Origin of the sequence: Palleronia marisminoris, from assembly GCF_900172315.1 — a bacterium.
GTDB lineage: Bacteria > Pseudomonadota > Alphaproteobacteria > Rhodobacterales > Rhodobacteraceae > Palleronia > Palleronia marisminoris.
The window spans coordinates 25,670-46,054 of the sequence record NZ_FWFV01000003.1 but is presented as its reverse complement, the minus strand read 5'-3'; the positions used below and the strand labels follow the sequence as shown (position 1 = coordinate 46,054).

Annotated in this window: 21 protein-coding genes; 15 read left to right on the top strand and 6 right to left on the bottom strand. The window is 68.0% G+C overall.

Translation table 11 applies throughout. The features are described 5' to 3' along the window. Positions 1-85: 85 nt before the first annotated feature. Together PAM7066_RS06500 and PAM7066_RS06495 are read left to right on the top strand one after the other, a co-directional pair. The gene (locus tag PAM7066_RS06500; RefSeq protein WP_085853349.1) at positions 86-811 is read left to right on the top strand and encodes a DUF1428 domain-containing protein; all 726 of its coding nucleotides are present in this window, start codon (positions 86-88) and stop codon (positions 809-811) included. After that, positions 812-1,294: a VOC family protein gene (locus tag PAM7066_RS06495; RefSeq protein ID WP_085853348.1), complete on the top strand. Its 483-nt coding sequence runs from the start codon at positions 812-814 to the stop codon at positions 1,292-1,294. A gap of 151 nt (positions 1,295-1,445) precedes the next feature. Here the strand turns inward: PAM7066_RS06495 and PAM7066_RS06490 are convergent, their stop codons facing one another. Next, positions 1,446-2,054, bottom strand: a complete 609-nt coding sequence (locus tag PAM7066_RS06490; RefSeq protein WP_245749610.1) for a TetR/AcrR family transcriptional regulator — start codon at positions 2,052-2,054, stop codon at positions 1,446-1,448. A gap of 75 nt (positions 2,055-2,129) precedes the next feature. Between PAM7066_RS06490 and PAM7066_RS06485 the strand changes: the two genes are divergently transcribed. Next, positions 2,130-2,555 (top strand): VOC family protein, encoded by a 426-nt coding sequence (locus PAM7066_RS06485; protein ID WP_085853346.1) that lies wholly within the window; start codon positions 2,130-2,132, stop codon positions 2,553-2,555. A gap of 115 nt (positions 2,556-2,670) precedes the next feature. On the opposite strand, the gene PAM7066_RS06480 is transcribed toward PAM7066_RS06485, so the two are convergent. Continuing rightward, on the bottom strand, positions 2,671-3,522 hold the full coding sequence (locus tag PAM7066_RS06480; protein ID WP_175484582.1) for a helix-turn-helix domain-containing protein: 852 nt from the start codon (positions 3,520-3,522) through the stop codon (positions 2,671-2,673). A gap of 172 nt (positions 3,523-3,694) precedes the next feature. On the opposite strand from PAM7066_RS06480, the gene PAM7066_RS06475 reads away from it, so the two are divergent. From PAM7066_RS06475 to PAM7066_RS06450, 6 genes are read left to right on the top strand one after another with little or no spacing between them, the layout of a single operon-like run. Beyond that, on the top strand, positions 3,695-4,912 hold the full coding sequence (locus tag PAM7066_RS06475; protein WP_085853344.1) for an amino acid ABC transporter substrate-binding protein: 1,218 nt from the start codon (positions 3,695-3,697) through the stop codon (positions 4,910-4,912). Positions 4,913-4,972: 60 nt separating this feature from the next. Continuing rightward, on the top strand, positions 4,973-5,836 hold the full coding sequence (locus PAM7066_RS06470; RefSeq protein WP_085853343.1) for a branched-chain amino acid ABC transporter permease: 864 nt from the start codon (positions 4,973-4,975) through the stop codon (positions 5,834-5,836). 1 nt (position 5,837) lies between these two features. Beyond that, complete coding sequence (locus PAM7066_RS06465; protein ID WP_085853342.1) at positions 5,838-6,752, top strand: branched-chain amino acid ABC transporter permease; 915 nt, start codon at positions 5,838-5,840, stop codon at positions 6,750-6,752. Continuing rightward, positions 6,749-7,477: an ABC transporter ATP-binding protein gene (locus PAM7066_RS06460; RefSeq protein ID WP_085853341.1), complete on the top strand. Its 729-nt coding sequence runs from the start codon at positions 6,749-6,751 to the stop codon at positions 7,475-7,477. The genes PAM7066_RS06465 and PAM7066_RS06460 overlap by 4 nt, the downstream gene beginning before the upstream one ends. Continuing rightward, positions 7,470-8,192, top strand: a complete 723-nt coding sequence (locus tag PAM7066_RS06455) for an ABC transporter ATP-binding protein (RefSeq protein WP_085853340.1) — start codon at positions 7,470-7,472, stop codon at positions 8,190-8,192. The genes PAM7066_RS06460 and PAM7066_RS06455 overlap by 8 nt, the downstream gene beginning before the upstream one ends. A 14-nt stretch (positions 8,193-8,206) precedes the next feature. Then, positions 8,207-9,655, top strand: coding sequence for an aldehyde dehydrogenase (locus PAM7066_RS06450; RefSeq protein WP_085853339.1), 1,449 nt, complete (start codon positions 8,207-8,209; stop codon positions 9,653-9,655). Positions 9,656-9,751: 96 nt separating this feature from the next. Here the strand turns inward: PAM7066_RS06450 and nagB are convergent, their stop codons facing one another. From nagB to PAM7066_RS06430, 4 genes are read right to left on the bottom strand one after another with little or no spacing between them, the layout of a single operon-like run. Next, positions 9,752-10,537, bottom strand: coding sequence for a glucosamine-6-phosphate deaminase (gene nagB, locus PAM7066_RS06445; RefSeq protein ID WP_085853338.1), 786 nt, complete (start codon positions 10,535-10,537; stop codon positions 9,752-9,754). Between the two features lie 3 nt (positions 10,538-10,540). Beyond that, positions 10,541-11,641: an N-acetylglucosamine-6-phosphate deacetylase gene (locus PAM7066_RS06440; RefSeq protein WP_085853337.1), complete on the bottom strand. Its 1,101-nt coding sequence runs from the start codon at positions 11,639-11,641 to the stop codon at positions 10,541-10,543. Continuing rightward, complete coding sequence (locus PAM7066_RS06435; protein ID WP_090928792.1) at positions 11,638-12,351, bottom strand: GntR family transcriptional regulator; 714 nt, start codon at positions 12,349-12,351, stop codon at positions 11,638-11,640. Before PAM7066_RS06435 ends, PAM7066_RS06440 begins: the two co-directional genes overlap by 4 nt. After that, positions 12,341-13,237, bottom strand: coding sequence for a glucosamine kinase nucleotide-binding domain-containing protein (locus PAM7066_RS06430; RefSeq protein WP_085853336.1), 897 nt, complete (start codon positions 13,235-13,237; stop codon positions 12,341-12,343). The genes PAM7066_RS06435 and PAM7066_RS06430 overlap by 11 nt, the downstream gene beginning before the upstream one ends. Positions 13,238-13,550: 313 nt before the next feature. On the opposite strand from PAM7066_RS06430, the gene PAM7066_RS06425 reads away from it, so the two are divergent. The 6 genes from PAM7066_RS06425 (at position 13,551) to PAM7066_RS06400 (ending at position 20,362) form a co-directional block, all read left to right on the top strand. After that, positions 13,551-14,810 carry an ABC transporter substrate-binding protein gene (locus PAM7066_RS06425; protein WP_085853335.1) on the top strand — a complete coding sequence of 420 codons (1,260 nt, stop codon included), beginning with the start codon at positions 13,551-13,553 and terminating at the stop codon, positions 14,808-14,810. A 58-nt stretch (positions 14,811-14,868) separates the two neighbouring features. After that, positions 14,869-15,837: a carbohydrate ABC transporter permease gene (locus PAM7066_RS06420; RefSeq protein WP_085853334.1), complete on the top strand. Its 969-nt coding sequence runs from the start codon at positions 14,869-14,871 to the stop codon at positions 15,835-15,837. A 49-nt stretch (positions 15,838-15,886) separates the two neighbouring features. Continuing rightward, positions 15,887-16,717, top strand: coding sequence for a carbohydrate ABC transporter permease (locus tag PAM7066_RS06415; RefSeq protein WP_085853614.1), 831 nt, complete (start codon positions 15,887-15,889; stop codon positions 16,715-16,717). A 4-nt stretch (positions 16,718-16,721) separates the two neighbouring features. Further along, entirely contained in the window at positions 16,722-17,810 is a 1,089-nt protein-coding gene (locus tag PAM7066_RS06410) for an ABC transporter ATP-binding protein (RefSeq protein WP_085853333.1), read from the top strand. A 93-nt stretch (positions 17,811-17,903) separates the two neighbouring features. Beyond that, complete coding sequence (gene murQ, locus PAM7066_RS06405; protein WP_085853332.1) at positions 17,904-18,830, top strand: N-acetylmuramic acid 6-phosphate etherase; 927 nt, start codon at positions 17,904-17,906, stop codon at positions 18,828-18,830. A gap of 26 nt (positions 18,831-18,856) precedes the next feature. After that, entirely contained in the window at positions 18,857-20,362 is a 1,506-nt protein-coding gene (locus PAM7066_RS06400; RefSeq protein ID WP_085853331.1) for an ABC transporter substrate-binding protein, read from the top strand. The last annotated feature ends 23 nt before the right edge of the window (positions 20,363-20,385 follow it).

Below are 20,385 nucleotides of genomic sequence, written 5' to 3'. Positions count from 1 at the left end.
TTTCAGTTGTTTTTTGCTACTGCCCGGAACACGATGCGGCTGCAAGTGGGATTCGCCACTTGGATCTCAAAACAAGGTGTTCCCCATGAGCTACTTCACGGGCTCGGTGGCCGCTGTCCCGGCCGCAAACAAGGAAGAATACGTCGAACATGTCACGGCCGTCTGGCCGCTTTTCAAATCCCATGGCGCCACCCGTATGGTCGAGACATGGGGGGTGGACGTCCCCAAGGGAAAGGTCACCGATTTCTACGGAGCCGTGGATGCGAAGGACGGCGAGGCCATCGTGTTCTCGTGGATCGAATGGCCGGAGAAGTCGACCGCGGACACCGCGTTCCAGAAGTTGCAGGACGACCCGGCGATGAAGGACGTGCCGGAGATGCCCTTCGACGGCAGCCGGATGATCTACGGGGGGTTCTCGCCGGTCTACGAGGGCGGCAGCCGCAACGGCGCCGGCTACTACCAGGGCTTCCTGCTGGCGGTACCCGAAGGGAACAAGGCCGCCTATGCCGAGATGGCCGACGAGGGCTGGAAGATGTTCCAGAAGGGCGGCGCCACCAACATGGTCGAGGGCTGGGGCGAGGACGTCCCGCGCGGCAAGAAGACCGACCTCTACCGCGCGGTGAAGGCCGAGGATGGTGAAGTCCCCATGTTCAGCTGGGTGGCCTGGCCCGACCGCGCCACCTGCGACGCCGCCGCCAGGGCGATGGAGGCCGAGATGGGCGACATGGACATGTCATCCATGCCCTTCGACGGCATGCGGATGATGTGGGCGGGGTTCGAGCCGCTTTTCGACACCGCGAAAGGCACGTGAATGGCCGTCCCGAAGAACACGATCTGCCTCTGGTATGAGGGCGACGCCGAAGCGGCCGCCCGCTTCTATGCCGAGACCTTCCCCGACAGCACCGTGAGCGCCGTCCACCGCGCCCCCGCCGACTTCCCATCCGGCAAGGCGGGCGACGTGCTGACGGTCGGCTTCACGGTCCTCGGTATCCCGTGCATCGGGCTGAACGGCGGCTCGGCGTTCAAGCACAGCGAGGCATTCTCGTTCCAGGTCTCGACCGAGGATCAGGCCGAGACGGACCGCTACTGGACAGCCATCGTCGGAAATGGCGGCCAGGAAAGCGTCTGCGGGTGGTGCAAGGACAAGTGGGGGATCTCCTGGCAGATTACGCCGCGGGTCTTGACGGACGCCCTCGCCGCAGGTGGAGACGAGGCCAAGCGGGCCTTCGAGGCGATGATGGAGATGACGAAGATCGACGTCGCCGCGATCGAGGCCGCGCGCCGCGGGGGCTGATCGAGCGCGGGGCGACGCCGATGCCGCCGCGGTTAGGCCGGCAGTTGCAGACGGACGGACCGTGGAACCGGCCGGGAAGGAACGGTGGGGCGCTCCGTCCCGATCTGGTTTCAAGATCGTGCGGCCACTGAAATCGATCCGGAAAACCGCCTCATCGCGCCGTCGCTCGTTCCACGATCCCCAGCATCGCATCGATGTAGGTCCTCCTGTCGGCTCCCTCGGCGATGGCGAGGGCGGTCCGGTCGAAGGCTGCGGACAGGATGTCGGTCATTGCCTCGAGCTCGCCGCCCCCGGCGTCCGGTAGCGCATCCGCGAGGCCTTCGCGCAACTGCGCGCGGCCCTCGCCCAGGGTGAGTCCTGTCGCCTCGTCACGGCCGAGCACCGCCGGTACATCGAGCAGCAGGAGACGGGACCGGCCGGGCACGCTCATGGCATCGAAATAGGCCACCGACCCAACCCTTATCGCTTGCGCGGGATCGTCGAGGTCGCGCGTCGCGTCATCGATCACCTTGCCGACAACCTCTGCTTCTCGGGCGCAGACCGCGCGGAACAGGTCCGCCTTGTCGGCGAAGTGGTGGTATAGCGCGCCGCGCGTCACCCCCGCCGCCGCGACGATCTCCGGCGTGCCGGTGTCGGCGTATCCCTTGGCGACGAACAGCGCGCGTGCCGCGTCCATGAGCTGCGCCCGCGTCGCGCTGCGCCGCTCGGCCTGGGTTCGCCGCGACGCGCTTTCGGGGGCGTCCTCGTCTCGCGCTGTCACTTGCATACACCTTGTCTTTATGTAGGCGCTATGATACATGCACATTGTATGAAAATTCAACCCGGAGGCGCCGCGATGCGCGCAACCCAGTACCATCCCGTGATCCAGACTGCCGATGTCGCAGGCACCAGCGCGTTCTACCGCAAGCACTTCGGGTTCCGCGCGCTTTTCGAAAGCGATTGGTACGTCCACTTGCAGCAGGATTTCGACGAGACCGTGAACCTTGCGATCCTGCGCCACGACCATGAGACGATTCCGCCCGAGGGTCGCGGCGAAACGCGCGGACTGATCCTCAACTTCGAGGTCGAGAACGTCGATGCCGAGGAGGCCCGGCTGCGCGAGATGGGCGTGCCAGTGGCCAAGAGCCTGCGCGACGAGCCGTTCGGCCAGCGCCACGTCATCTTTCGCGACCCGAACGGGGTGCTGATCGATCTCATCACTCCCATTCCTCCTGTCGGAGAGCATGCCGCCGGATATGCGACGGATGCGCTGCCGACCTGACCCGTCGCGGAGGCTCCCCGCGTGATGCGAACGGAACGCCACGGCCGATGCTCATGCTGGGAACCCAGCCGTCGGCCGCAGAAGGAGATGCGCTGCCCGGGCATCTCGCGTAAGACTACGGCCAAGCCGCATACGAGCTTTCGGTGTTCGGCGGGCGCTTTGCGGCGGCTCGGAAGCGGGACGGGCTGACGCCGACGGCGCGCGAGAAAAAGCGAGTGAAATAGGCCGGATCGGCGAACCCGAGGCGGAAGGCGATGGTGCCGATCGGCGTGCCGGTCCCGACCAGCAGTTCGGACGCTTCGCGGATGAGGTGGCGGTGCAGATAAGCCTGCGGGGAAAATCCGGTCGCCCCTTTCACGGCCGATCCGAGCCGGTCGCGGCTGACGCCGATCGCGCGGGCGTAGTCTGCGACCGTCCAGTGCTGGCGGGCGTGTTGCGTGGCCAGTAGCACGAATCGTTCGGCAAGCCCCTCGGCCGTGGTGCCCTGGGTCAGAAGCTCCGTCCGCGCGCGGCGCCAGACATGGGTGAGAACCAGCGCGAGGTAGTAGCGTGCGGCGACCTCGGCCCCTGGTTCGCCAGCGGAAAGCTCGGCCTCGAGTCCGTCGATGAGGGGCAGCATGCGGTCGTTGTCGGCGCCCGGAAGCGAAAGATCCTGACGCAGCGCCTGGCGCACGGTCTCCCCCATCTGCGCCGCGGGAAGGGATTGCGCAAGGACGAGGTCGGGGATCGAGAGGAGCGTCGCCCGCGTCCCTGCCTCGGCCAGCAGCTCGGTGGGCGCGGCCTCTGCGCGCCACCAGAGCCGAGGTCCCTCGATCCCCGCCTCGTTCCAAGCACCGAGCCGAACCGTGCCGGCCGAGAGCACCAGCAAATACGCGGTCCCGGAATGAAGCGCGTAGGCCGCGCGGGTCAGCGGGCTGCGGATACGCTGCACGCGGATCGGGGCATTGCGGAAGGGGGGCGGAGGCATGGCGGCATTCGTGCCGCAAGTCGCGTCGGACTGCCAGCAAAAATGCAAATCATCGCCACAGGAGTGCATTTCCTGCCCCCCGGCTTCGCGATAGCGTCTCCGGTACGCTGGCCGGTCCGTCCATCGGTCGGCAGATATGCTTCGCCTGACGGAGCAACTTGGGAGGATTGCTATGACCAGAATGACGCGCCGTGGCGCGCTGCGCATCCTTGCGCTGACCGCTTCCTCGGGCCTCGCCCTCGCCGCCGGTACGGCAACGGCGCAGGAGGACCCGGTCACCATCGGCTACGCCGTCGCCCGCACCGGCGCGAACGCGACAGGGGCCGGTATCACCACCATCCCCAACTACGAGCTGTGGGTCCGCGACGTGAACGAGGCCGGCGGGTTGACCATGCCCGACGGATCGCAGCGGATGATCGAGGTAATCGAATACGACGACCGTTCGTCCAACGAGGACCTCGTCCGCGCGATCGAGCGTCTGGCCTCGCAGGACGAGGTCGACCTGATCCTGCCGCCATGGGGCACCGGCTCGAACCTCGCCGCTGCACCCCTGTTCGCGCGCTTCGGCTATCCGCAGCTCGCGGCGACCTCGGTGACGGACATGGCGCCGCAATTCGCCGATCGGTGGGATCGCAGCTTCTGGATGCTGGGCGGCGGGCACGACTACGCCAGCGGGCTGGTCGACGTGCTGAAGGGGGCGCTTGATGCAGGCACGATCAACAACCAGGTCGCCGTGGTCTCGGTCGCGGACGGCTTCGGCATCGACCTGATCAAAGCAGCACGGCCGGCTTTCGAAGAGGCCGGGTTCGAGCTGGTCTATGACGAGACCTATCCGCTGGGCACTTCGGACTTCGCCGCCATCCTCAGCGAAGCGCAATCCTCGGGGGCCGACAGCTTCGTGGCGTTCTCGTACCCGCCGGGCAGCTTCGGCATGACCAAGACCGCGCAATCCATGGGCTACAACCCGGCGGTCTTCTATGTCGGCGTCGGCGGGGCCTTCCCGGTCTATCCCGACATCGCCAATGGCCAGCCCGACGGGGTCATGGCCGTCGGTGGCGTGAACGCCGACTCGCCCGAGATCCAGGACTACTTCGAACGCCATACCGAGTTCGTGGGTCAGCCGCCCGACAGCTGGGCCTCGGCAATCACCTACGCCTCGCTCGAGATGCTCGAGCAGGCGATCGAGCGGGTCGGCCTCGACAAGGAGGCGCTGTCCGAAGAGCTGGCATCGGGCACCTTCGACACGATCATCGGCGAGGTGCAGCTCGAGAACAACCAGCTGCGTGACCTCTGGTGGGTCGGCCAATGGCAGGACGGGGCGTTCCGCGCCGTCGGCCCGGCCGACAAGGATGGGGCGGTCGCGCCGGTCATACCCAAGCCCGACTGGTAGATCGCCCTTCGCGCGGGCCGCATCGGCCGGCCCGCGCCCACCCTTTTGCATCGGATCGACATGCTGACGACGCTCATCCTCGGCCTCGTGCTGGGCGGCACCTACGCGCTTCTCGCGTTGGGCCTGACCCTGCAATACGGGATCGCCCGCATCATGAACCTCGCCTATGGCGAGCTGACCCTCATCGCGGCCTTCGTCGTCGTCGCCGCGTTCCAGGCGGCGGGCATCCCGCCGCTGGCCGCGCTGATCGCCGTCGTGCCCGCGGGCTACGCGCTGGGGTGGGTACTCTACACCGTCATGATGCGCCCCCTGGTCGCCCGTTCCGAAAGCCGGGGACGGCTGGAGATCGACTCGATCCTCGCGACCTTTGGGCTTCTGTTCCTGATCCAGGGCGTCCTGCTGGTATCCTTCGGGGCGAACTTCACCTCGATCTCGTATCTGGACCGGGGCGTGAACGTGTTCGGCGTTTCGGTCGCGCTGAACCGGCTGATCGCCTTCGGCATCTGCGTGGTGGCCGCCGGAGCGCTGATCTGGGCGCTGGCGCGCACGCGGTGGGGCCTCGTGATGCGTGCCGTGGCTCTGACGCCGGGATCTGCCCCGCTGGTGGGGATCGACGTGAACCGCGTGGCGCGGCAGGGCTTTGCGCTCGGCACCGCGCTGGCGGCCGCGGGGGGCGTGTCGGTGGCGATGTACCAGACCTTCTCGGCGACCGGGGGCGTGGTCTTCACCATGAAGGCCCTCGTCATCGTCATCATGGGCGGGGTCGGCAACGTCGCGGGCGCGCTGATCGCCGGGCTCGCCCTGGGGCTGATCGAGACCTTCGTGTCCACCACCATCGACCCCGGCCTGACGATGGCCGCAACCTTCCTGATCTTCCTGATCGTTCTGCTGTGGCGGCCCCAGGGCCTGTTCGGGAGGGGCTGAAATGACACGCTTGCTTCTTCCCCTCGCGGGGCTCGTGGTCCTTGCCGCGCTGCCGGGCTTCGTCTCGGAATACGGCCTTGGCCTGATGATCGGGGCGGTGACCTATGTCACGCTCGCCTCGGCCTGGGCGCTGTTCTCGGGCTACACCCGCTACATCTCGCTGGCGACCGTCGCGTTCTACGGCACCGGCGCCTATGTCGTCGCCGTCCTGAACGAGGTGCTGCCCTATCCGCTGGTGCTGCTGGTGGCGGCGCTGATCGGCGGGGCGATGGCGCTTGTCGTCGGGCTGTCCACGCTGCGGCTGGCCGGGGTCTATTTCGTGATCTTCACCTTCGGCCTCTCGGAGCTCGTCCGCCAGCTCATCACCTGGTACGAGGTCAACGTGACCGGCACGCTGGGGCGCTACATCTTTCTCGATATCTCGGCGCGAGGCATCTACTGGCAGATGCTGGCGCTGGCCGCGGTGACGATCGGGCTGACGGCCTGGATCCACCGCCGGCCGCTGGGTCTGGCCCTGCGCGTCGTCGGCGACGACGAGACGGTCGCGGCCCATTCCGGCATCAACCTTGCGCGGACCAAGCTGATCGCCTTCGTCCTGTCATCCGTGATCCTGACCCTGGCAGGTGCGATCGTCTCGCCCCGGTGGGTCTATGTCGAGCCCTCGATCGTCTTCAATCCCACCGTCAGCTTCCTGACCGTGATCATGGCGCTGCTGGGCGGGGCGAACCGGCTCGTGGGTCCGGCGCTGGGTGCGGTGCCGCTGTTCCTGACCTTCGAGTGGTTGTCGGCCAACTTCCCCGACACCTACTCGATCTTCATGGGTCTCCTGTTCATCGGGGTCGTCTTCGCGCTGCCGGAAGGCGTGTTGGCCGGGGTGGATCGACTGCGCGCCAGAAAGCTGAGGGCCGCGGCATGACCGACCTGATCGTGGACAACGCCCGCAAGGATTTCGGCGGCCTGAGGGCGGTGAACGACGTCAGCTTCACCCTCGGATCGGGCGAGATTGCGGGGCTGCTGGGGCCGAACGGTTCGGGCAAGACGACGCTGATCAACCTGATTTCGGGCGCGTTGCCGCCGAGTGCTGGCCGGATCGCGCTGGGATCGGTGCAGCTTTCGGGGCGGCGGCCCGACCTCATCGCCCGCGCCGGGGTGGCCCGCACGTTCCAACTGGTGCGCACGCTGCCGTCGCTGACGCTGATCGAGAACGTGATGATCACAGCCGTCTTCGGGTCCTCGTCGCACTGGGGCTCGGCCGCGCGCCGGGTCGCCGAAGAGGCGCTTGCGACGGTCGGCCTTGCCGATCGCGCCAACGCGGCGGCGGCGGACCTGACCTATATCGACCAGAAACGACTCGAACTCGCCCGCGCCATCGCGGCCGAGCCCAAGGTGCTGCTGCTGGACGAATGGCTCGCCGGGCTGAACCCGACCGAGTTGCAGGAAGGGATCGAGCTGATCCGCAGCCTGACCCGCTCGGGCATCTCGATCCTGATGGTCGAGCACATCATGGACGCGGTCCGGGCGCTGTGCCCGCGCGTGCTGGTGATGAACTCGGGCCGCCTGATCGCCGACGAGGCGACGGGGGCGGCGCTGTCCGATCCCGCCGTGATCGCCGCCTATCTCGGGGAGGACGAAGATGCTTGAGGTTCGCGATCTGCGCGTCCGCTACGGCAAGCACGTCGCGCTCGAGGGCGTGTCGCTGAAGGTCGGGGCCGGCCAGATGGTGGCAATCCTGGGGGCGAACGGGGCAGGAAAATCGTCGCTTCTGAACGCGATCGCCGGCCGGATTCCGACACAGGGCGGCGACATCGCCTTTGAAGGGCAGTCGCTGGCAGACGTGCCGACCCACGCGCTGGTCGAGCGCGGCATCGCCATCGTGCCCGAGGGGCGGGGCATCTTTCCGGCCCTGACGGTCGCCGACAACCTCAGCCTCGGCGCCATCCCCGAGCGCGCCCGCGCTTCGGCCGACGGCATGCGGGCCGACGTGTTCGAGCTTTTCCCCCGTCTGGCCGAGCGCCGCGCGCAGATTGCCGGCACCATGTCGGGGGGCGAGCAGCAGATGGTGGCCATCGGGCGGGCGCTCATGTCCGCTCCCAAGCTTCTGCTGCTGGACGAACCGTCGCTCGGCCTTGCGCCCATCGTCGCGAAGGAGGTCTTCGCCGCGCTCAAGCGCATCCGCGACACCGGCCTGACGGTGCTGGTCGTCGAGCAGAACGCCCGCGCCACCTTGGCGCTGGCCGATTTCGCCTATCTCGTCGAAGCTGGGCGCGTCACCGGCTCGGGCCCCGCGGCCGAGCTGCGATCCGATCCCGCCGTGGTGCGCGCCTTCCTTGGCGGGGCCATGGCTTCCGAAACCTGAAAAGGAGCCCGAACATGGACACCCTGAACCTCTATATCGGTGGAACCTACACCGCCGCCTCGGACGGGCGCAGCTTCACGCGCAAGAACCCCATCACGGGCGAGGACGCGACCAAGGCCGCCGCCGCCTCGATCGAGGATGCGACGCGCGCCGTGGACGCCGCCGCCCGCGCCTTTCCCGCCTGGTCCCAGACCACCCCGGCGGAACGCCGCAAGAAGCTGCTCGCCGCGTCCGAGAACCTGAAGGCCCGCGCCGACGACATCGTCGCCGCCATGAAGGAAGAGATCGGCGCGACCGAGGGCTGGGCACGCTTCAACGTCATGCTCGCCGCCGACATGCTGCTCGAGGCAGCCAGCCTGACCACCCAGATCAAGGGCGAGGTCATCCCCTCGAACCGCCCCGGCACGACGGCCATGGCGATCCGCCAGCCGGCCGGCGTCGTGCTGGCCATGGCCCCCTGGAACGCCCCGGTGATCCTTGGCGTGCGGGCCATCGCGACGCCCTTGGCCTGCGGCAACACCGTGGTGATGAAGTCGTCGGAGCTCTGCCCCCGCGTCCACGCCCTGATCGTCGAGGCCGTCGCCGAGGCCGGCTTCCCGGAAGGCGTGGTCAACGCGATCTCGAACGACCCCGAGGACGCGCCCAAGATTGTCGAGGCGCTGATCGCCAACCCGGCGGTGCGGCGGGTGAACTTCACCGGCTCGACCCGCGTGGGCCGGATCATCGGCGAGCTGTCGGCCCGCCACCTCAAGCCCGCGCTGCTGGAATTGGGCGGCAAGGCGCCGCTGATCGTGCTGGACGACGCCGATATCGAGGCGGCCGTCGCGGCCGCGGCCTTCGGCGCCTACATGAACCAGGGCCAGATCTGCATGTCGACCGAGCGGATCATCACCGTCGGTGACATCGGCGACCGCTTCGTCGAGGCCTTCGCGAAGAAGGTGGCCGAGCTGACGGCCGGCGATCCGCGCGACGGCAGCGCGCCGTTGGGCGCGCTGGTGGACCAGGGCGCCGCCGACCGCGTGCGCGACCTGATCCGCGACGCCGAGCAGAAGGGCGCGACCCTGATCGCCGGCGGCGGCGAGGGCCCGATCCTGAACGCCGCCGCATTGGATCACGTCACCCCCGACATGCGCCTCTATACCGAGGAAAGCTTCGGCCCCGTGGCGGCGATCATCCGCGCCGGATCGGAGGACGAGGCCGTGCGGATTGCGAACGAGAGCGAACTGGGCCTGTCCTCGGCGGTCTTCGGGCGGGACACCATGCGGGCGCTCGCGGTGGCGCGCCGGATCGAAGCCGGCATCTGCCACGTCAACGGCCCGACGGTCCATGACGAGGCGCAGATGCCCTTCGGCGGCGTCAAGGCCTCGGGCTACGGACGCTTCGGCGGGAACTGGGGGATCGCCGAATTCACCGACCTTCGGTGGATCACCCTGCAGGACGGACCGCTCCACTATCCGATCTGAACGAGCGCGATCAGGCGGGTCCGCGCGATGCGGGCCCGCAACACCGTCATGCAGCTTCCCGCCTGCCGCGACCGGGTGCCACGCGCTGGGGCCGGATCAGAGAAGGTCGCGGCAGTTGTCCCACTTTTCCTCGTTGCGGCAGACGAAACGGTAATAGTCGATATCCTCGAGCCCGGCGGCGGCCTCGGCGTCGAGGACGACCTTGCACGAGGTGTGAAGCTGGATCGCCGAGGCGCTGACCCGCGCGGTCAGCGGCCCCTCGACCGCGCGGGCTACGATGCCCGCCTTGGCGGCGCCCGACGCCAGAAGCACCAGCTCGCGGGTGTCGAGGATCGTGCCGACGCCCATGGTCAGGGCGCGTTTCGGGACGGCCTCTTCGTTGCCGCCGAACATGCCGGCGTTCTGTCGGCGCGTCGTCGGCGTCAGGATCTTGTCGCGGGTGCGGGAGCGGAGCGCCGAGAGGGGCTCGTTGAAGCCGATATGGCCGGCTTCGCCAATGCCCAGAAGCTGCAGGTCAATGCCGCCCGCCGCTGTGATCCGCGCCTCGTAATCGGCGGCGGCGGCGGTCAGGTCGCTCGCCATCCCGTCTGGCAGATGGGTGCGTGCCGGGTCGATATCCACGTGGTCGAACAGGTGGTGGCGCATGTAGCTGGCGTAGGAGTTGGGGTCGTCGGGCGGCAGGCCGACATATTCGTCCAGGTTGAACGTGGTGCACCGTGCGAAGGACACGCCGCTGGCGACGAGGCGGGCATAGACCTCTTCCATCGTGCGGCCGGTGGCGAGGCCAAGGACCAGGTCGGGCTTGGCGCGCAGGCGGGTTTCGATGATGCGGGCGGTCAGGGCCACGGCCCGATCCCGGTCGGGGCAGGGGATCACTTCCATGGATTACCTCGGCGTCAGGATGTCGTGGCCGCCCGAGATGACGCGCGTCAGGGTGAGCGTCTCGTCCAGGACGAGGATGTCGGCCCGCGCGCCGGGGGCGAGCCGCCCGATATCGCTGAGGCCGAGCCAGTCGGCGGGAACGGTCGAAAGCCGCCGCGCCGCCTCGTCCAGCGGCAGGCCGATGCCCACGAGGTTGCGCAGCGCCACATCCATGGTCAGCGCCGACCCCGCCAGCGTGCCGTCGGCCAGCCGCATCGCGCCGTAGGCCTTCTGCACGTCGTAGGAGCCTAGGCGGTAGGCCCCGTCCGGCATGCCCGCGCCCGCGGTGGCGTCGGTCACGCCGTAGAGGTTCGGGATCGCTCGCCGCCCCGCAAGGATCGCGCCGGCCTCGAGGTGGATCAGGTCGGGGATGATTTCGGCGTAGTCGCCATGGGCGAAGGCAGCACCGCAGAGACCGTTGCCCCGATGGGCGATGCCGCTCATCGCGTTGAAGAGGTGGGTGATGCCCGCGCCCCGCTCCAGCGCCGCCTTGCCCTGCGCGTAGTCGCAAAGCGAATGGCCCAGCTGCGCCCGGATCTCCGCCGCGGTGAGCGCGTCGAACAGCGCGTCGCCCTCGTCCATCTCGGGGGCGAAGGTCATGATGCGGATCGTCGCGCGCTTGGTCCAGGCCCTCAGCTGTTCAGCGTCGGCGGGGCGGGCGAAGGGGGGCTGTGCACCCAGCTTGTCGGGGTTGAGGAACGGCCCTTCCAGATGCGCGCCGAGCACCCACGCACCGTCCTTCGGCGGGTCGGCCATGACGGTTGCGACGGCGTCGAGGAAGGCATCCAGGTCCTCGATCGGGGCGGTCACCGAGGTGGGGCAGAACGCAGTCGTGCCGTGCTGCGCGTGGAGCCGGGCGGCCGTGCGAATGGCCTCGGCCCCTTCCATCATGTCCGCGCCGCCGCCGCCGTGGACATGGCAGTCCACGAAGCCGGGCAGCACGTAGGGCGGCTTCGGTGCAGCCATGCCGTCGCCCTCGACGCTGTCGATCCGCGCGTCGTGGGTCAGGCGGCCAGCGACCCATCCGCCGGGGGTGAGGATTGATCCGTCGATATGGCTGGTCATGACAGCTCCGCTACGAAATCCCAGCGATCGCCACGGAAGGTCGAGCGGGTGAACTCGACCGCGCGATCCTCGGCCGTATAGCCGATGCGGGTGATGAGAAGGGCAGGCGCCCCGGGCTCGACCTCAAGAAGGCCGGCCGCATAGGCGTCGATGGCGATGGCGGTCAGGCGCTGGACGGCGCGGACGGGGCGCATGCCCCGCTCCGCCAGCGTGGCGTAGAGCGAATCCGACGCGAGCGAGGGATCGGGCAGCGCCACGTTCAGAACGGTCGCGGCCTCGAGCGCGAGGGGCTGGCCGTCGGCCGACCGCAACCGGATGATGCGCGTGACCGGGTGGCCCGGTGCGAGACCGAGGCCGATGACTTCCTCGGGGCTGGCACGGCCGACGCCGCTATGGACGAGGCGCGACTTGGCAACCATGCCGCGCGCGGCGACGTCCTCGGAAAAGCTGGTCAGGACCGAAAGCGGCTGCGACACCCGTTTCGAGACGAAGGTGCCCGCGCCGCGGCGCTGTTCGATCAGGCCGCGGCCGCTGAGCGTCTCCATGGCCTTGCGCACGGTCACGCGGCTGACGCCATGAAGCTCGGCCAGCGTGCGCTCGGGCGGCAGTGCGGCGCCGGGGGCGAGGTCTCCGTCCTCGATCTGCCGGGCGATCTGATCCGACAGTTCGCGGTAGCGGGGCACGCGGCTGTCGGGGGCCTCACCCATCATGATGCTGCTCCCCCGGGACGACCTCGTCCCGCCAGCCGCGCCGCGCCATCAGCGCGAGCCCGTCGAGCGCGTTGCCCTGCGGTGGCCTCAGGCGCGCGGCCAGCCGGTCCGAGAGACGGGTGGCGAACACCGGTGCAAGCCCGCCGAGAAGCGAGATCGGCCCGCCATCGTCGATGGCCGCAATTGCGAGCTCAAGCTCGGCAGTGGCATCGTGCATGATGCCCATGGCGACGTCATCCCCGGCGGCAGCGGTGTCGATCACAACGGGGGCGAGGCTGGCGAACTTGGTAGCGTTGGCGTTCGAGAGCCAAGTCTGCACCGCATCGAAATCGCCGCCGACACGCGACCGGAGCGCGTCGAAGAGCGCCGAGGTCTCGCTGAGCCGACCGTCCATGTGCCGGGACAGGAGCGATACGGCGCGCCGGCCGATCCAGGCGCCGCTGCCCTCGTCGCCGATGCTGAAGCCCCACGCGCTGGCGCTCGACACGCGGCCGTCCCGGCCAAGAGCGTAGGCGGCGACGCCCGTTCCCACGGCGAGCACCACTCCGGGCTGGCCGCCATGCGCCCCCAGCAAAGAGGCGAAGCCGTCGGTCACGATGACGATGTCGGTGGTGGCGTCGCGGCCCAGAGCACGGAACTGCGCCTGCCGTTCACGAGAGCGCCCGCCCGCCAGCCCGCAGACGAGGCGCGCTCCGGTGAGGTCCGAACCGTCGCCAAGCGCGTCGAGGCCTGCGGCGACGTTGCGCCAGGCCTGCTCGACGCCGAGCGTCAGGCTCGACGGACCCGATGTGGCCTCGGCCACGGAGGTGCCGTCGGCGCCAAGGGCGCGGAGGCGCGTTCCGGTGCCGCCCCCGTCGATGACGACCACGTCGATCATTTGGCGCATGACTGGTCCACGCTCCTACGCTCGCATCTGAACCCTACAGTCCAGCTACGCCGACGGCAATACCAAAGGCGGCGATTGGTATTGGAGGATGGCGACATTGGTCTTGATAATGGTCCGGCCATCGGCAATGCTCGAACGTGTCAGCGATTCTCCGACTTCGACCGCCAAAGCCGGGTTTTCCCGAACAGGCGGCGGACGCGGGAGGGGTCGCCGCACTGCTTCGGCGCGTCCCTGGCGCGCGCCGGCCGCCGGTTCCGCGCCTGCTGCGGGGCCGCGCGGGAAGACCAGGCCAAAACAGAACAGGGAGTGCGAGATGAAGCACATCATGATGAAGACGACGGCCGCGGCCGCCCTCTGCCTCGCCGCCGGCGGCGCGATCGCGCAAGAGGTCACGCTGACCATTGAAAGCTGGCGCGCCGAGGACCAGGCGATCTGGGACGAGGTCCTGATCCCGGCCTTCGAGGAGCAGCACCCCGACATCAACCTCGAGTTCACCCCGACCGCGCCGACCGAATACAACGCCGCGCTGAACGCCCGGCTCGAAGGCGGCACCGCCGGCGACCTGATCACCTGCCGGCCGTTCGATGGCTCTCTGCCGCTGTTCCAGCGCGGGCAGCTTGCAGACATCACGGACCTCGAAGGGCTGTCGAACTTCCCCGATTTCGCCAAGGCCGCCTGGTCCACCGATGACGGCGCACAGGTCTTCTGCGTGCCCATGGCGTCGGTCATCCACGGCTTCATCTACAACGCCGACGCCTTCACCGAACTGGGTCTCGAAGAGCCCAAAACGGTCGAGGAATTCTTCGCCGTCCTCGACGCGATCAAGGAAGACGGCACCTACATCCCGCTCGCGCTGGGCAGCGCCGACCAGTGGGAAGCGGCGCAGACCGTCTATACCAATATCGGCCCGACCTACTGGAAGGGCGAGGAAGGCCGGCAGGCCCTGATCGACGGCACCGCCGAGTTCACCGACGAGGAATTCGTCGCCCCCTACGAGCAGATGGCGCGCTGGTCCGACTACATGGGTGACGCGTACCAGGCGCAGGGCTACTCGGACAGCCAGAACCTGTTCACGCTGGGCCGTGCCGCGATCTATCCCGCCGGCTCGTGGGAGATCACCGGCTTCACCGACCAGGCCTTCTTCGAGATGGGAGCATTTCCGCCACCCGTCTCGGCCGAGGGCGACACCTGCTACATCTCGGACCACACCGACATCGGCGTCGGCATGAACGCCTCGACCGATCACCCCGAGGCCGCGCGCACCTTCCTCGACTGGGCCGCCAGCGCCGAGTTCGCCGAGCTTTACACCCTTGCGCTGCCCGGCTTCTTCTCGCTGTCGAACGCCGAGTTCGCGGTCGAGAACCCCCTCGCGCAGGAGTTCCTGTCCTTCCGGCAGGACTGCGAGTCGACCGTTCGCGTTGCCGCCCAGATCCTGTCGCGCGGCGAGCCCAACCTCGAGAACGAGATGTGGGTGGTGTCGGCCAACGTCCTGAACGAGACGATGACGCCTCAGGAAGCGGCGGCCGAGATGCAGCAGGGCCTCGAGTCCTGGTACGAGCCGCAGCAGGACTGATCCCGGACCGCGCCCGTCCCGAAAGGGGGCGGGCGCATCCCTTTTCGAAGGACCGCCCATGACCGAGATCGTCTCGGACGCGACCGGCCGCAAGCCCACGACGCGCCGTCGCCGCAAGACCGGCGGGATCACGCATATCGTCGTCTTCCTCGCGCCGGCCGTGTTGATCTACACGGTCTTCTCGATCTATCCGCTGGTCGAAAGCCTGCGCCTCAGCCTCTTCGCCGGCCAACCCGATGGCAGCGCCGTCTGGACGGGCCTGGGGAACTACGCGCGGCTTCTCTTCGACGCGAACTGGGCCGTTCGGTTCTGGAACGCGCTCTGGAACAACCTGATCCTCTTCTTCATCCACATGGTCGTGCAGAACCCGCTGGGCCTCCTGCTGGCCGCGCTCCTGTCGCTGGCGCCCCGGTTCGGAGGCGCCTACCGCACGCTGATCTTCGTGCCGACGCTTCTGTCCGTCGTCATCGTCGGCTTCGTGTGGGAGCTGATCCTGTCCCCCCTCTGGGGCGTGGCCGAGGGCATGATGGCCGCCGTGGGGCTGGGCTGGCTCTATGCGCCGTGGCTGGGGCTGGAAGGGTCGGCGCTGACGGCGGTGTCGATGATCTCGGTCTGGCAGTATGTCGGCATCCCGATGATGCTGATCTACGCGGCCCTCCTGTCGATCCCGGACGAGCTTCTGGACGCCGCGCGGGTGGACGGGCTGTCGGGCGCCGCGATCTTCTGGAAGGTCAAGCTGCCGCTGATCCTGCCGACACTCGGGATCGTGGCGATCCTGACCTATATCGGCAACTTCACCCTCGCCTTCGACCTGATCTACTCGATCCAGGGGGTGCTGGGGCCGCCGGACTATTCCACCGACATCATGGGCACGCTGATGTTCCGCACCTTCTTCGGGCAGCAGACCCAGATCGGCGACATCTACATGGGCGCCACCGTGGCTTGCATGATGTTCTTCATCATCCTGATCGGCGTCGGCCTCTACCTCGTCGGCGTGCAGCGCCGCCTGACCCGCTACGAGATGTGAGGAGCGCCCCATGAACACCGTCGACACCACCCGCGCGCGGCGCGGCCGGATGGGGCGCATCGGCACAGCGGCCGGGGTCCACGCCGTCCTCCTGACCTACACGCTCATCGCGATCTTCCCGGTTGTGATCGTGGTGCTGAACTCGTTCAAGAACCGCCGCGGCATCTTCACCGAACCCCTGGCGCTTCCCACCGCCGAGACCTTCAGCACCGAGGGCTACGCGACCGTCCTGAACCAGGGCAACTTCCTGCTCTATTACGGAAACTCGCTGATCGTGACGATCGTGTCGCTGTTCCTGATCCTGCTCTGCGGGGCGATGGCGGCGCACGCGCTGTCGGAATACCGCTTCAAGCTGAACACGCTGCTCGGCGTCTACCTGATCCTCGGCATCATGGTCCCGATCCGGCTGGGCACCGTCGCGATCCTTCAGCTGATGGTGGACCTGAGCCTGGTGAACACGCTGGTCTCGCTGATCCTCGTCTACACCGCCCAAGGGCTGCCGGTCGCGATCTTCATCCTGACCGAGTTCATGCGGACCCTCTCGCGCGACATCAAGGACTGCGCCCGCGTGGACGGGCTGTCGGAATACCGCATCTTCTTCGAGGTCGTGCTGCCGCTGATCCGCCCCGTCCTCGCGACGGTGGCCGTCTTCTCGATGATCCCGATCTGGAACGACCTGTGGTTCCCGCTGATCCTCGCCTCGTCGGATGCGACCAAGACCGTGACCCTGGGCGTGCAGCAATTCATCGGACAATACACCGTCAACTGGAGCGCGGTCCTCGCCTCGCTCTCCATCGCGATCCTTCCGGTTCTGGTGCTCTACGCGATCTTCTCGCGGCAGCTCATCTCGGGGATCACGGCAGGCGCGGTAAAAGGATAAACCAATGGCTGATCTCGTTCTGCAGGACGTCCGCAAGCGCTTCGGCAAGACCGAGGTGATCCACGGCGTCGATCTGGAAGTAAAGGACGGCGAGTTCGTCGTCTTCGTCGGCCCCTCGGGCTGCGGGAAATCAACACTTCTGCGCATGATCGCGGGGCTGGAAGAGGTCAGCGGCGGCGACGTCGTCATCGGCGGCGAGCGCATGAACGAGATCACGCCCTCGGACCGTGGCATCGCGATGGTGTTCCAGTCCTACGCGCTCTACCCGCACAAGGACGTCTACGGAAACATGGCCTTCGCCCTGCGCCACGCGGGCGAGGACAAGGCGCTGATCGACGAACGCGTGCGCAAGGCCGCCGACATCCTGGGCCTCGAACCCCTGCTCAAGCGCCGCCCCAAGGAGCTGTCAGGCGGCCAGCGCCAGCGCGTCGCCATCGGGCGGGCCATCGTGCGCGACCCGGCGATCTTTCTGTTCGATGAGCCTTTGTCGAACCTCGACGCGGCCTTGCGCGTGCAGATGCGGGTCGAGATCCTGCGCCTGCACCAGCGGCTTAAGACCACGATGGTCTACGTGACCCACGACCAGGTCGAGGCGATGACGCTGGCCGACCGAATCGTCGTCCTGCGCGACGGCCGGATCGAACAGGTCGGCACGCCGCTCGAACTCTATCACCATCCGAAGAACCGTTTTGTGGCGGGCTTCATCGGCTCGCCCAGGATGAACTTCCTGACCGCCACACCCGACGGGCAGGGCAGGGTGACCGTCCGCGACTCCGCCCCGATCGAGGTGCCGGTCAGGGACGCCACCGGCGACGCGCTGACGCTGGGCATCCGCCCTGAGCATGTCGAACTGACAGCACCCGGGCAGGGCACCCTGACCGGCGAGGTGCTGGTGGCCGAGCGTCTTGGCGGCGAGACGTTCCTCCACGTCGATCTGGGCGACGCGGAGCCGCTGGTGGTCAAGGCCGATGGCGGCGTGACGCAGAAACCGGGCGAGACGGTCGGCCTGCGCTTTCCCCCCGCCGCGCTGCACCTCTTCGGCAGCGAAGGGCAGGCGTTCGAGCATCGCGAACGCCATGGCCTGATCGCCTAGAACTTCGCCAGGGCGCGCCCCCGCAACCCGCAAATCGCTTTGACTGTGGGAACGGAACGAACCTAGGCTTCCACGAACTGAAGGAGAGCCGCCATGTCCGCCGCGTCGCAGGACCTTCGCAACCTGGTCTCCGAGGGTCGAAATCCCCGCACCACCGAGATCGACCGCCTGCCGGCCGCGGACATCGTCGCCCTGATGAATTCCGAGGACGCGCGCGTGGCCGAAGCGGTCCGAACCGAGCTTCCCGCGATCGCCCGCGCCGTGGATCGGATCGTCGCGGCCTTCGAAAACTGCGGGCGCCTGATCTATGTCGGCGCCGGAACGAGCGGACGTCTCGGGGTGCTCGATGCCTCGGAATGCGTGCCGACCTTCTCGGTCCCGCCCGGCATGGTCGTGGGGCTCATCGCCGGCGGCGACCATGCGCTGCGCCTTTCTGTCGAGGACGCCGAGGACGACGCCGAGCAGGGTGCGGAGGACCTCGCGGCGCTCGATTCGACCGACAGGGACGTGATCGTGGGCATCGCGGTCAGCGGCAAGACCCCCTACGTTATCGGCGCGCTGGACCACGCGCGCCGGATCGGGGCGGGCACCGTGGCGCTGTCGTGCAACCCCGGCTCGATCATCGCCAAGCTGGCGGATATCGCCATCTCGCCCGTAGTCGGCGCCGAGGTCCTGACCGGCTCGACCCGCCTGAAATCGGGCACGGCGCAGAAGATGGTGCTGAACATGCTCAGCACCGCCAGCATGATCCGCATCGGCAAGACCTACGGCAACCTGATGGTCGACCTCTCGGTCTCGAACCGCAAGTTGGCGGAACGCGCCGTCGACATCGTCATGGAGGTCACGGGCTGTCCCGAGGACGAGGCACGCGCGCTGCTCGGCGCCAGCGGCGGCAACGTGAAGCTGGCCATCCTCATGCAGATGAGCAGCCTCGACATCGGCGCGGCCCGCGCCGTACTCGAGACCGAGGACGGCGTCCTGCGTCGCGCCATCGAGCGTGCGGGGAGCAACCCCGCCTGACTGCACCATCCACAGGGAGATATGACATGACCATCGCAAGGACCCTCGTTTCGGCCGTCGCCATCGGTGCTGCCGGGATCGCGGCACCGCTTGGCGCGCAGACGCTGAACGTGGCGTGGTCGCAGGACGCGACCGGCCTCGACCCGCACACCCAGACGGCCTTCGCGTCGATCCGGCTGCTGGAACTGCTGTATGAACCGCTGGTGCGGCTGGGTCCGAACCTCGAGATCCAGCCCGCCATTGCCGAAAGCTGGGAGTTCTCGGACGACGCCACCACGCTGACCTTCCGGCTCGACCCCGAAGCGACTTTCCACGATGGCAGCCCGGTCACCGCTGCGGACGTGAAGGCCTCGTTCGAGAGGATCCTCGATGAGGCGACGGGTGCCTCGGCGCGGGCGAACTACACCTCGATCACCGGCATCGAAACGCCCGATGAACACACCGTTGTCTTCCAGCTCGACGGGCCGAACGTGCCGATCCTGAACGGCATGGGGTCGATCAACGCCGCCATCGTCCCGGCTTCGGCGATCGAGGCGGGCACCGTCGGCACCGAGATCATGGGCTCCGGTCCCTTCACGCTGGAGCAGCGCACGCCGAACGCCAATGCGAGCCTCTCGGTCTACGAGGACTGGCACGGCGGCGGCATCGCCTATGACGGGATCGAGGTCAGCATCCTGCCCGACGAGACGGCGATCCTGGCGTCGCTTCGTGCCGGGCAGGCGGATTTCGCGCTTCTGAACGACCCGCTGGTGGCGACGCTGGTGCCGCGCGCGGACGGGCTCGAGCTGAACACTGCGCCGACGCTCAGCTACCACGTGCTGCAGCTCAACGCCTCGCGCGCGCCGATGGGCGAGTTGAAGGTGCGGCAGGCGATCTCCTGCGCGCTCGACCGGCAGGATATCCTCGATGCCGCCCTGCTGGGCGAGGGAGAGGTCACGGGGCCGCTGACGTCGCCGGCCTATCGCAACGATCCGTCGACCCTGTTCTGCTACGAGCAGGACCAGGACCGCGCCCGACAGCTTCTGACCGAGGCGGGCTATGCAGACGGCTTTTCGGCCACGATCATGGCCGCGAACGGCGAGCCGCCGACCGCCGCCGCCGAGGCGCAGTTGATCCAGTCGCAGCTGGCCGAGATCGGCATCGACCTGTCCATCGAGATGCAGGAGATGAACGTCTACGTCGACAGCTGGCTGGCCGGCGATTTCGACATGGCCGTGGCACTGAACGGCGGGCGGGCCGATCCCTACACCATGTACAACCGCTACTGGACCAAGGACGGCAACCTCCAGAACGTCGCCAACTACATCGACGACACGCTCGACAGTCTGATGCAAGAGGGGCGGGTCGAGACGGACGAAGCGGCCCGCAAGGAGATCTTCGCCGAGTTCGAACGCCACCTCGCCGAGATGGCGCCGTGGGTCTGGCTCTATACCGGCTACACCTACACGGCACAGCGTGATGGCGTGGAGGGCTTCGAGGCGACGCCGACCGGCTCGCTCTTCGGGTTGGTCGACGTGACCCTGTCCGAGTGATCGACCCCGAGACGCCCGAGGGG

Bases quoted from the DNA above. Each gene is read 5' to 3' on its own strand.
- PAM7066_RS06450 (WP_085853339.1), top strand. From the start codon at position 8,207: ATGGACACCCTGAACCTCTATATCGGTGGAACCTACACCGCCGCCTCG.
- PAM7066_RS06480 (WP_175484582.1), bottom strand. From the start codon at position 3,522: ATGCCTCCGCCCCCCTTCCGCAATGCCCCGATCCGCGTGCAGCGTATC.
- PAM7066_RS06470 (WP_085853343.1), top strand. From the start codon at position 4,973: ATGCTGACGACGCTCATCCTCGGCCTCGTGCTGGGCGGCACCTACGCG.
- PAM7066_RS06400 (WP_085853331.1), top strand. From the start codon at position 18,857: ATGACCATCGCAAGGACCCTCGTTTCGGCCGTCGCCATCGGTGCTGCC.
- PAM7066_RS06465 (WP_085853342.1), top strand. From the start codon at position 5,838: ATGACACGCTTGCTTCTTCCCCTCGCGGGGCTCGTGGTCCTTGCCGCG.
- PAM7066_RS06430 (WP_085853336.1), bottom strand. From the start codon at position 13,237: ATGCGCCAAATGATCGACGTGGTCGTCATCGACGGGGGCGGCACCGGA.
- PAM7066_RS06455 (WP_085853340.1), top strand. From the start codon at position 7,470: ATGCTTGAGGTTCGCGATCTGCGCGTCCGCTACGGCAAGCACGTCGCG.
- murQ (WP_085853332.1), top strand. From the start codon at position 17,904: ATGTCCGCCGCGTCGCAGGACCTTCGCAACCTGGTCTCCGAGGGTCGA.
- PAM7066_RS06410 (WP_085853333.1), top strand. From the start codon at position 16,722: ATGGCTGATCTCGTTCTGCAGGACGTCCGCAAGCGCTTCGGCAAGACC.
- PAM7066_RS06440 (WP_085853337.1), bottom strand. From the start codon at position 11,641: ATGACCAGCCATATCGACGGATCAATCCTCACCCCCGGCGGATGGGTC.
- PAM7066_RS06460 (WP_085853341.1), top strand. From the start codon at position 6,749: ATGACCGACCTGATCGTGGACAACGCCCGCAAGGATTTCGGCGGCCTG.
- PAM7066_RS06475 (WP_085853344.1), top strand. From the start codon at position 3,695: ATGACCAGAATGACGCGCCGTGGCGCGCTGCGCATCCTTGCGCTGACC.
- PAM7066_RS06435 (WP_090928792.1), bottom strand. From the start codon at position 12,351: ATGATGGGTGAGGCCCCCGACAGCCGCGTGCCCCGCTACCGCGAACTG.
- nagB (WP_085853338.1), bottom strand. From the start codon at position 10,537: ATGGAAGTGATCCCCTGCCCCGACCGGGATCGGGCCGTGGCCCTGACC.
- PAM7066_RS06420 (WP_085853334.1), top strand. From the start codon at position 14,869: ATGACCGAGATCGTCTCGGACGCGACCGGCCGCAAGCCCACGACGCGC.
- PAM7066_RS06425 (WP_085853335.1), top strand. From the start codon at position 13,551: ATGAAGCACATCATGATGAAGACGACGGCCGCGGCCGCCCTCTGCCTC.
- PAM7066_RS06415 (WP_085853614.1), top strand. From the start codon at position 15,887: ATGGGGCGCATCGGCACAGCGGCCGGGGTCCACGCCGTCCTCCTGACC.
- PAM7066_RS06500 (WP_085853349.1), top strand. From the start codon at position 86: ATGAGCTACTTCACGGGCTCGGTGGCCGCTGTCCCGGCCGCAAACAAG.
- PAM7066_RS06495 (WP_085853348.1), top strand. From the start codon at position 812: ATGGCCGTCCCGAAGAACACGATCTGCCTCTGGTATGAGGGCGACGCC.
- PAM7066_RS06485 (WP_085853346.1), top strand. From the start codon at position 2,130: ATGCGCGCAACCCAGTACCATCCCGTGATCCAGACTGCCGATGTCGCA.